Genomic DNA, 10,020 nt, shown 5'->3' with positions numbered 1-10,020 from the left:
TGCTACGCATTAGAAAAAATAACCTTTTTAACAGATCTTAAAATCCTATTGCGTAATTTGGGTTTATTTAAACACAAAGTTCGCGGAGTTTTTACACAGAGAAACACTGAGTTAATTTTGTAATAATCAATCCAGAACCTGATTCTAAAACACAAATAAGATTCAAAACCGAAGTGAATTCTCTATAATCAAAAATTTCATGTCCCAAAATGTCCCACGTTTTTGGAACGTGTCCGTTTTTTTGGTTTTATTACCCATGTTTTTGGAACGTGGGAACTTTTTACCCACGTTTAATTCCTCTTTTTTGAGCAGCTTATAAAGCTTCAAATTGATATAGATGACATCTTTTCCCTTAGTTTTAGAAACTAAAATCCCTAAATCCTCCAAAGACTTTAGCAATAGCAGTATTTTCAATTCTGTAAGTTTTTGAATTCTTCTTGGAACTTGTCGGCATTGTCTTGATGGAGGCTCACAACAAATTTTTCCCTACCAAACCTTACTGAACTTAAAAGTATATTGTTTTGATCAAATATTAATTTATTTGTCTTTCGTAGATACTGGGCGGACTAGCAATAATATGATCGTTCCTTTCTACAATGATTTCCCACTCCATTTTTTCAAGAACTTGTTTACTGATTTCCCTATTTTTATATACGTTTCCACCATTTATTTTAATAAGCCTATACGGATTCTTGAAATAGAAGAAAAAGAAAACTGCAAATGCTAAAGCAACCAAATTAGACATGACTTCACCAAAAAGGTCTTTCTTCAACATTGAATGCTGAATTGTATAAGAAAGAGTTAGGGCCGGAACAATAAAAATAAAATATGAATTAACCAAGATTTGAAAAATTCTATAGGTCAAACTAATTTGAAAAACAGCTTTGTTTTCAACTTTACTTCTATCTACATCAAGGTTACTGAACATAATTGAAGATGTTTGTTGTCTGGAATTTTGATTAATAACGTTTTGCAGCTACCCGAAGGGCGGGACTTTTACCACAAAACTTGATTTGAAAAACTAATGTTTGATTAACCACAAAACTGTCTTTGGAACACGAAACCCCGCCTTTTGGGTAGGTGTTGTTAGCAAACGTTTTCCATCTATAAGTGGTCTGCTATTATTTCTTTTAATTGGCTTTGACTAATAGGTTTTATTAAATAATTACTTGTCAAACTATATTGTTTTGCTTTTTCAATGTCAGCATCACTATTTGAGCTGGTAAGTATATAAATCGTAATAGTATCTTCAGTTGGTATTTTCGTAAACTCATCTAAAAACTGCCATCCATCCCAAACGGGCATATTTAAATCCAAGAAGATTATTTTTGGAAGTGTCTCTTTGTTAGTTATTAGTTCCTGTAGCGTGTGAAACGCATCTTTTCCATTATTGCAAACGATTATTTTTTCAACATGACCCGATAGCTCAATATATTTTTTTGTAATAAATACATGCATTGGGTCATCATCCACTATGCATACTAAATCTATTTTTTTCATAATCTATTTTTTTAATGTTATTTTAAAAGTTGTACCTATGTTTATTTCGCTTTCTACGGATATTTTACCGCCCATACTTTCTAATTGGTTTTTGGTAATGAACAATCCCACGCCTCTCGAATCATCATGACGATGAAAAGTCTTATACATGCCAAAGAGTTTATCTCCATGTCTCTTTAAGTCAATGCCAAGACCATTATCTTGAAAATACAAGGTTAGGGTTGTTTTATCTTCTTCACAATAAATTCTCAAAAATGATTCTCTATCCTCACTTTTGTACTTAATCGCATTAGTTATCATATTTAAAACAATGCTATCAACATAGGCCGCAATTCCTTGGATTTTAACTGTATCAGGAATCTCGTTAAGTATTTTAATTCTTGCTCTACTTATCTGAATTGATAAGCTTTTGATATTTTTTTCAATAACCTTTGATAGTTGAATGTGCTGAAGCTCATCGGTAGTAAGATTTACTTTTACAATTTCTGTTAGGTCATCTACTGTTTGTTTTAGGTTTTCGGCACCCATGTTTAGTAATATCAATAGCTCGTTGCTTGCTAAATCAGGATATTCTAACTGTAACAATTCTATTAAACCAGAAATACCACCGCTATGCGATCTCAAATTATGAGATACTATATGGGCAAAGTTCTTCAATCGGTCATTCTGCTTTTCGGTTATACTTAGTAGGGATCTGATTTCATTTTCTATTTTTTTAAGCTCTGTAATATCAGTAGCTACTCCTAAATAGCCTATAATAGTATTTTCAGTCTCAATTTTATTTATTGAAAGCAAAACAGGAATTATGTGCTCATTTTTGCTTTTATAGCTCCATTCTTTTGTGTTTGGCTGACCAATTTTAGCTTCATAAACAAAGGTTTCAAAACCACGTATTTCCTTTTCATACTTTTCAGAAAGTGCTTTGCTTTCATTTTCAACTTCTTCAGGCAGATGAATAATAGCTGGTGTATGTTTCCCCACTAATTCTTCTGCTTTATAACCAAGCATTTTTTCTGCTCCTGAGTTGAAAAGTGTAATTTGTCCTTCCGTATCCATGGCAATAATAGAAACCTGCTTACTGGCATCTAATACAGCCTGTAAGTTTGAAATAGCTTCCCTCAATTTTCTTTCGGCTTCTTTTTCCTGGCTAATGTCTCTTACCAATGACCATATTAGCTTTTTACCCTCTGTATCTTTTACCACAACACCTTGCAGTGATACAGGATATCTTGAACCGTCTTTACGGATATACTCTTTTTCAAACATTTCGTATTTGCCTTTATCTTCCATTTGTTGAAGAGCAATGGCTTCAAGGTTTTCGTACTCTTTTGGAGTTACATCCCAATAACTAAGTGATAAAAACTCCTTTTTTGTATACCCTGTTGGCTCAATAAGTTTGTCATTTACATCAATAAATCGCCCTGTATCATAATCATTTAATGCTATTCCGATAGGTGAAAGATTGTAAAACGATGAAAGCAGATTTTTTTGGTAGTTTAATTCCTCTTCCTGTTTTTTTCTTTTAGAAATGTCAATGATTTGAGAAATAAAATAAAGAATTTCACCCTCTGTATCTTTTACAACCGATACAGCAAGTATGATATGGACAAGATACCCTTTCTTATGAAAATATCTTTTTTCCATTTGATAATGGCTTCTCTTTCCTTCAATCACTTCATTGAGCAAAGCTTGGTCAGTATGTAAGTCATGTGGGTGGGTGATATCCTGAAAAGTTAGATTTAACAATTCTTTTTCGGGGTATCCTACAATTTCACAAACCTTTTGATTCACTTTAAGCCATTGACCTTTTGGGCTAATTATAGCCATACCCACAGCAGCGTTTTCAAAATTTCCCCTGAAGGCTTCTTCACTAATCCTTAGAGTTTCTTCTTTTAGTTTTCTGTCAGTGATATCTTGAATATAGCCATGCCATAAAATGCTTCCGTCGGGCTTTCTTTGAGGTGTAGCATTGCCTTGGAGCCATTTAGTATCGCCCGAGGGCAATATCACCCTATATATGTCTGTCCATGGTGTTAAGTTATTTGCCGACTCCTGAATGGTTTTACTTACTTTCTCTAGATCATCTGGGTGAATGACTTTAAAGGCAGAAGATGCATCATTACTAACCTGTTCTGATGTTACGCCATATATACTTTCTATTCCAGGGCTAGTATAGGGAAAACAAGAAGAGCCATCTGGGTTGAGTTGAAATTGATAAATAGCTCCTGGAATATGATGACCTATTAACTCAAACCTTTCAAGCACTTCATTTTTTAGTTGTTCTGCTTCTTTTCTTATGCTTATATCTTGATGGGTGCCATACATCCACAAAGGTTTTCCGTCTTCTGTCCATTCAAATACTTTTCCACGGTCATAGACCCAAACCCAATGTCCATTTTTATGTTTCATCCGGGCTTCAAACTCATAGAATTCAGATTTCTTCTCAAAACAAGCAGTTAGTCTTTTGCCGGATTCTTCCAAGTCATCAGAATGTGCCAGTTTCATCCATGTTTCTATACTTATTGGTGCCAGCTCCTCAAGGGTGTAGCCTACAATTTCTGCCCATCTCTCATTAAATACTGTTGCTCCTGTTTGTACATTCCATTCCCAAGTCCCTACGTTTGTACCCTCAATCAATGATTTATACCTTAACTCATTGTTTTTGAATGATGTAATTTCGTTATGAATGCCAAGCATGCGAACGGGCTTCCCATTTTCATTTCGTATGGCATTTCCTTTACACCTTATCCAAACAATATGTCCATCTTTGTGTCTGTAGCGTACAATCTGATCGTAAGGATGATTTTCATCAGACAGGTGTTTATTAAAATTATCTATGGCTAGCTTTAAATCGTCTTTGTTTATGATATCTTGCCAAGCACTGGGGTTATGAGGCATTTCATCTGGATTGTAGCCTAGTGTTTTCCAAAACACGGGGTTCATCCATTCGTTTTCTGGTTTTTCTAAATCCCAAAACCATAAACCATCTAGACAAACGTTTTGAATAAAATCAAATATTTTGTCGTCTTTTTTTAATAAATTATATAACTCTTCTTTTAGGTAATAATCTTTGTCTATATGGGATATATTAACTTTCATTGGGTTTTATTAAATGTTTGCTAACTAGTAAATATACGCTACTCTGTAGCGCATGTTTTTCAAATATGTAATGCAATTTAACATTTATTTAAAAATACAAACTTCCTATTTCACTTTTAATTAAATAACTATAAATCTCAATTATTTACACTTACCAAAGAAGTTTTTTGTCATTTAACCGCTTATCCTAATACTTAAACCACGGTTAGCAAATACTTATCCTACGTTAATATTACGTTTATCCTACGATTAGAAGATTATTATGGTGTATTTATACAGGCTTTAGGCTTACAGCTAAAATTAGTACAGAGATTTATTATAAACCTAATCGTTAAGTTATAATTTCTTCACTTCAATAAAATTTAGGTTCCTCCAAAATATTTTTCAAAAAGAGGTTAAAATTTCCACAAACTAAAGGGACTTAACAGGGAGATTACAGGTTTCACTACCCTGATATCTCCTTATAATTTATGTTTTTATTTATTTTTTGTTAAGAATAAATCATGGAGACGCTAAAAGAAACCTCATGACTTTAAAAAGTCATGAGAATATTTTTCACAAACAAAAGAATCCGCTTACCTGTTTCCGGTTTATAGCAGCTCTAAAAGCTGAGTGGCTGATGTTCTTTAAATATTATAGCCAAAAAATGGCTTTTCTTGATAAGGAAGGTTCTAGTGTTTGGTAGTAAAAATAAAAAGCACAGGAAATCAAGAGACAAAATCCGCCTTGATCAATCGTCTTTTGCTTTGTGAAGTTTTAAGAATATTGATAAAATTTATTAGAGCGAATATTGATTTAACTGCCTTTGGTACCTCTAATCATTTGCTCTAAACCATCCCACATTTCATCAGTTACTATTTCTAAACCATTCATTTGCCCGGCACCTTGTAACCACTCACCTCCATCTATAGTAATAACCTCGCCATTTATATATCCAGAAAAATCTGATAATAAATAAGCTGCTAAATTTGCTAATTCTTGGTGCTCTCCCACTCTTTTTAAAGGCACTCTGTTTTTAAAATCAAACTTTTTAGCCATATCTCCTGGTAATAACCTATCCCAAGCACCTTTTGTAGGAAACGGTCCTGGAGCAATTGCATTACACCTAATTTGATAATGGCCCCATTCGGCAGCTAAAGACCTTGTCATTGCTAAAACACCACCTTTTGCACAAGCAGATGGCACTACATAACCAGAGCCTGTAAAAGCATAAGTGGTTACGATATTTAAAATACTAGCAGGTTGTTTTTCTTTAATCCAATGTTTACCAAAAGCCAAAGTACAATTTACTGTTCCTTTTAAAACAATATCTATAATGGTACTAAAAGCATTTGCTGATAGTCTTTCTGTTGGTGAGATAAAATTTCCGGCAGCATTGTTTAATAAACCATCAACAGTTTTAAAGCGATCCAAAGTTGCATTTAAAACATTTTCTACCTGTTCTGCTTCTCTCACATCGCAAGCAACTGCTAAAACCTTACCGCCAGTTTTCTCTTCTAACTCCTCAGCAGTTTTTTGTAAAACATCAAGCTTTCTCGATGTGATGACCACATTTGCGCCTAATTGAAGTAAATAAGTACTCATAGCTTTACCCAAGCCAGTACCACCACCTGTTACTACATAGGTTTTATTTTTTAGTGCATTGTCTCTTAACATTGGTTCGTTATACATTTCGCTTTATTTAAATTGGTTTAAAACCTAAAGAATTTTACTTTAAGGCTTGTTTAATTACATTTTATTGGTTTAAAAATGCCACAATAATAAATATATCTAAAATATGCGCTAAAGCAAAAAAAGATTTTTTCCTCTCAAAAAAACCTTTTATCATCAAAACATTTAAAAAACTTCTATTTCATTGGAACTTCTATGATTAACACCTTTGAAGCAGTTTTAGCATGGATACTAACCTTTTCAATTTCATAAATACCAATAGCATCTCTTTTATTCAAATTTTTATCTTCAACCACTATATTCCCTTCTAAAAGAAATATATAAACACCATTTTCGGGATTATTTAATTTATAATCTAAGCTCAAATCAGCATCTAAATTACCTAGAGAAAACCAAGCGTCTTGTTTTATTGTAATTGATCCGTCATTTTCATCTGGAGATACAACTGTTAAAAACTTATTCGTTTTGTCTGCTTCGTTAAAAGATACTTGCTCGTACCTTGGCTCAATATCCTCAACTTTAGGGAAAACCCAAATTTGAAGAAAATCTACAGGTTCTGTTTTTGAGGCATTATATTCTGAGTGCTTAATACCAGAGCCAGCAGACATAATTTGCACATCTCCAGATTTAATAATTTCCTCTCTACCCGTACTGTCATTATGTTTTAGCGCTCCAGATAATGGAATACTTACTATTTCCATATTTGCATGTCCGTGTGTGCCAAAACCCATAGATTGCTCTACGTGGTCATCATTCAATACCCTAAGTAAACCGAAATTCATTTTTTCGGGGTCGTTAAATGCTCCAAAACTAAATGAATGATAGCTTTTTAACCAACCAAAGCTATTAAAGCCTCTTTCTGTTGATGGATGAAATATAGTTTTCATGATTTCAAAAATTTAATAATACATGTTTAAACATACAAATTTTATTCCAATTGTTAAATGTGTATTTTTGTGGCTGATATCTTAGCTAATTATGAAAGAAAAAGTAATATTATTAGGTGCAAGCGGACTAATTGGCAGTTACTTGTTGCCCTTACTGTTAAACAGTGATGCTTTTGAGGAAGTGAATGTATTTGTTAGGAAAAGGCTAGAGATGTCTCATCCTAAACTAAAGCAAACTTTGACAGATTTTAATAATCTTAATCAATTAGATAAAGATATTACTGCTTCTCAAATATTTTGTTGCTTGGGTTCTACAAAAAGTAAAACTCCAAATACAAAAGATTACAGAAAAGTGGACTATGATATTCCTTTACATTTTGCCAAGCAAGGTATTGTCAGTGGTTTAAAAAGATATCATTTAGTAAGCTCATTAGGTGCAAATTCAAAATCGAACAACTTTTATACAAAACTTAAAGGTGAAATAGAAAATGCTATTAAAGCGTTACCTATTGAAGAAATAAATATTTACCAACCATCATTTTTAAGAGGCGAAAGAGAAGAAAACAGACCTTTAGAAAAACTAATGTTACCAATAATGAGTTTAGTTGATTTAGTATTGGTTGGTCCGTTACAAAAATATAAAAGCATTGAGGCTGAAGATGTAGCTAAAGCAATGTTTAATGAATCAATTAAAAATAAAAGAGGCATCTTTGTGCACAATTCAGAACAAATTAAAAAATTAGTGTGAGTATAGTATCAGCAGAACAATTGAGCCATGCATTTAATGATTATTGGCTATTTAAAAATTTAACTTTTGGGCTACAACAAGGGCAAAGAGTTGCTTTAGTTGGCGTAAATGGAGCAGGAAAATCAACCTTATTAAAATTATTAGCAGAAAAAATAAAACCTACCGAAGGAAAGGTAGTAAAAGCGAAGGACATTAGATTTGGATATTTAGAACAAGATCCAAAATTTGAAGCCGGACAAAGCATTAGTGATTTTATATTTAGTTTAGACAACAGACAGCAACAAATTATTAGAGAATACGAAGAGCTGTTGGAAAAAGAGAATCCGGATATTGATGAAATAAATAGGCTTACAGAGGAACTAAGCAATTTGGAGGCTTGGGAATATGAGCATGAAATTAAAACCATTTTAGGCCGTTTAGATATTCATCATCTAGACCAGCAGATAGACACTTTATCTGGTGGGCAGCGTAAAAGATTAAGCCTAGCTAAGCTTTTAATTGACGAACCTGATGTTTATGTAATTGACGAACCTACCAACCATTTAGATATTGATACTATTGAGTGGTTAGAAAGCTATTTGACAACCGGAGGAAAAACCATTTTAATGGTTACCCACGATAGGTATTTCTTAGACAATGTTTGTAATGAAATTATAGAACTTGAAAACGGACAAGTTTATACCTATAAAGGAAAATACGCCTACTATTTAGAAAAAAAGGCAGAACAAGACGCAATTAACAGTACAGTTTTAGCAAAAAACAAGAATTTGCTTAAAAAAGAACTAGAGTGGATGCGAAGAATGCCTCAAGCTAGGGGTACAAAATCAAAAGCAAGAATTGATGCTTTTTATGATTTAGAAGACAAAACTAAAGGGCAGTTTAACAAAGATAGTGTAACTCTTGATATGAAAGTTAGCCGACAAGGCAAGCAAATTTTAGAATTACACCATATTGGTAAAGAGTTTCAGGAAAAAAATATTATCGGTGATTTTAGTTATGTATTTAAAAAAGGTGATAAAATTGGTTTAACTGGGAAAAACGGAACAGGAAAATCTACTTTATTAAATATCATCACCAATGAAATTAAGCCAGATAAAGGAAAGGTAGTTACAGGCGAAACAACTGTTTTTGGGTATTACCATCAATCTGGTTTAAGTTTTGATGAAAGTGAGCGTGTAATCGATGTCGTTAAAAATATAGCAGAGTTTATTACCATGTCAGATGGTAAAACCATTTCTGCATCGCAGCTATTAACACATTTTTTGTTTCCACCTAAAAAACAACATGGTTTTGTAAGTTTACTAAGTGGAGGCGAGAAAAAACGCTTACACCTAATGAAGGTGTTAATTAAAAACCCAAACTTTTTAATTTTAGATGAGCCTACCAACGATTTAGATATCGACACTTTAAATGTATTAGAGGAGTTTTTAGAAAATTACCCCGGTGTTTTATTATTGGTTTCCCACGATAGATACTTAGTTGATAAATTAACAGACCAATTATTTGTTTTAGAAGGAGACGGTAATCTTAGAATTTACAACGGAAACTACTCTTCTTACAGAGAAGATTTAGAAATTGCAAAAGCGCAAGCCAAAGAAAACAAAGCTGCACCTGTTCCTGTTCAACAAAAAAAAGAAACAGTTAAAACTAAACTAACTTATAAAGAGCAATTAGAACTAGAACAATTAGAAGCTGAAATTTCTCACATTGAAATTCAAATTAAATCTTTAACAGAAGATTTGAATAAAGAAGGAAAATCTCATGAAGAGCTTTCAGCGATAGCAAAACTTATAGAAGTAGCTAATAAAAACTTAGAAGACAAGTCTTTTAGGTGGTTAACTTTAAGCGAATAATGAGTGCCGCAAACTGGATTGCATCAATTGGTGTAGGTATATTATTGATCGCCTTCTTTTTAAACATATCAGGAAGGTTAGATAATAAAAGCAAATCTTACGCACTATTTAACGCAATTGGAGGTTTATTGAGTGGCTACGCGTCGTGGATGGTTGACTTTTACCCCTTTGTGATATTAAATCTAATATGGTCTTTCACGGCAACACTAGCTTTGTTTAAAAGCAATGTTCCACGTGAAACAAAATAAATTTAAAACGTGAA

Annotated in this window: 8 protein-coding genes; 3 read left to right on the top strand and 5 right to left on the bottom strand. The window is 32.9% G+C overall.

The features are described 5' to 3' along the window. Positions 1–532: 532 nt before the first annotated feature. The 5 genes from ACFSSE_RS14940 to ACFSSE_RS14920 all read right to left on the bottom strand — a co-directional run bounded on the left by ACFSSE_RS14940 (position 533) and on the right by ACFSSE_RS14920 (position 7,157). Positions 533–928 carry a hypothetical protein gene (locus ACFSSE_RS14940; RefSeq protein WP_379048116.1) on the bottom strand — a complete coding sequence of 132 codons (396 nt, stop codon included), beginning with the start codon at positions 926–928 and terminating at the stop codon, positions 533–535. 176 nt (positions 929–1,104) lie between these two features. Further along, positions 1,105–1,500: a response regulator gene (locus ACFSSE_RS14935; RefSeq protein WP_379048113.1), complete on the bottom strand. Its 396-nt coding sequence runs from the start codon at positions 1,498–1,500 to the stop codon at positions 1,105–1,107. Positions 1,501–1,503: 3 nt separating this feature from the next. Further along, the gene (locus tag ACFSSE_RS14930; protein WP_379048110.1) at positions 1,504–4,599 is read right to left on the bottom strand and encodes a PAS domain S-box protein; all 3,096 of its coding nucleotides are present in this window, start codon (positions 4,597–4,599) and stop codon (positions 1,504–1,506) included. Between the two features lie 795 nt (positions 4,600–5,394). After that, the gene (locus ACFSSE_RS14925) at positions 5,395–6,270 is read right to left on the bottom strand and encodes an SDR family oxidoreductase (RefSeq protein ID WP_379048107.1); all 876 of its coding nucleotides are present in this window, start codon (positions 6,268–6,270) and stop codon (positions 5,395–5,397) included. Between the two features lie 176 nt (positions 6,271–6,446). Beyond that, positions 6,447–7,157: a pirin family protein gene (locus ACFSSE_RS14920; RefSeq protein WP_379048104.1), complete on the bottom strand. Its 711-nt coding sequence runs from the start codon at positions 7,155–7,157 to the stop codon at positions 6,447–6,449. A 91-nt stretch (positions 7,158–7,248) separates the two neighbouring features. On the opposite strand from ACFSSE_RS14920, the gene ACFSSE_RS14915 reads away from it, so the two are divergent. The 3 genes from ACFSSE_RS14915 to ACFSSE_RS14905 are packed head-to-tail and all read left to right on the top strand — an operon-like array spanning position 7,249 to position 10,006. After that, positions 7,249–7,905: a nucleoside-diphosphate sugar epimerase gene (locus ACFSSE_RS14915; protein WP_379048101.1), complete on the top strand. Its 657-nt coding sequence runs from the start codon at positions 7,249–7,251 to the stop codon at positions 7,903–7,905. Continuing rightward, positions 7,902–9,758: an ABC-F family ATP-binding cassette domain-containing protein gene (locus ACFSSE_RS14910; RefSeq protein ID WP_379048098.1), complete on the top strand. Its 1,857-nt coding sequence runs from the start codon at positions 7,902–7,904 to the stop codon at positions 9,756–9,758. Before ACFSSE_RS14915 ends, ACFSSE_RS14910 begins: the two co-directional genes overlap by 4 nt. Continuing rightward, entirely contained in the window at positions 9,758–10,006 is a 249-nt protein-coding gene (locus tag ACFSSE_RS14905; RefSeq protein ID WP_379048095.1) for a CBU_0592 family membrane protein, read from the top strand. Before ACFSSE_RS14910 ends, ACFSSE_RS14905 begins: the two co-directional genes overlap by 1 nt. The last annotated feature ends 14 nt before the right edge of the window (positions 10,007–10,020 follow it).

The organism is Pedobacter alpinus, assembly GCF_042684645.1.
Lineage (GTDB): Bacteria > Bacteroidota > Bacteroidia > Sphingobacteriales > Sphingobacteriaceae > Pseudopedobacter > Pseudopedobacter alpinus.
The sequence above is the reverse complement of the archived record's forward strand: the minus strand, read 5'-3'. Positions and strand labels throughout refer to the sequence as shown.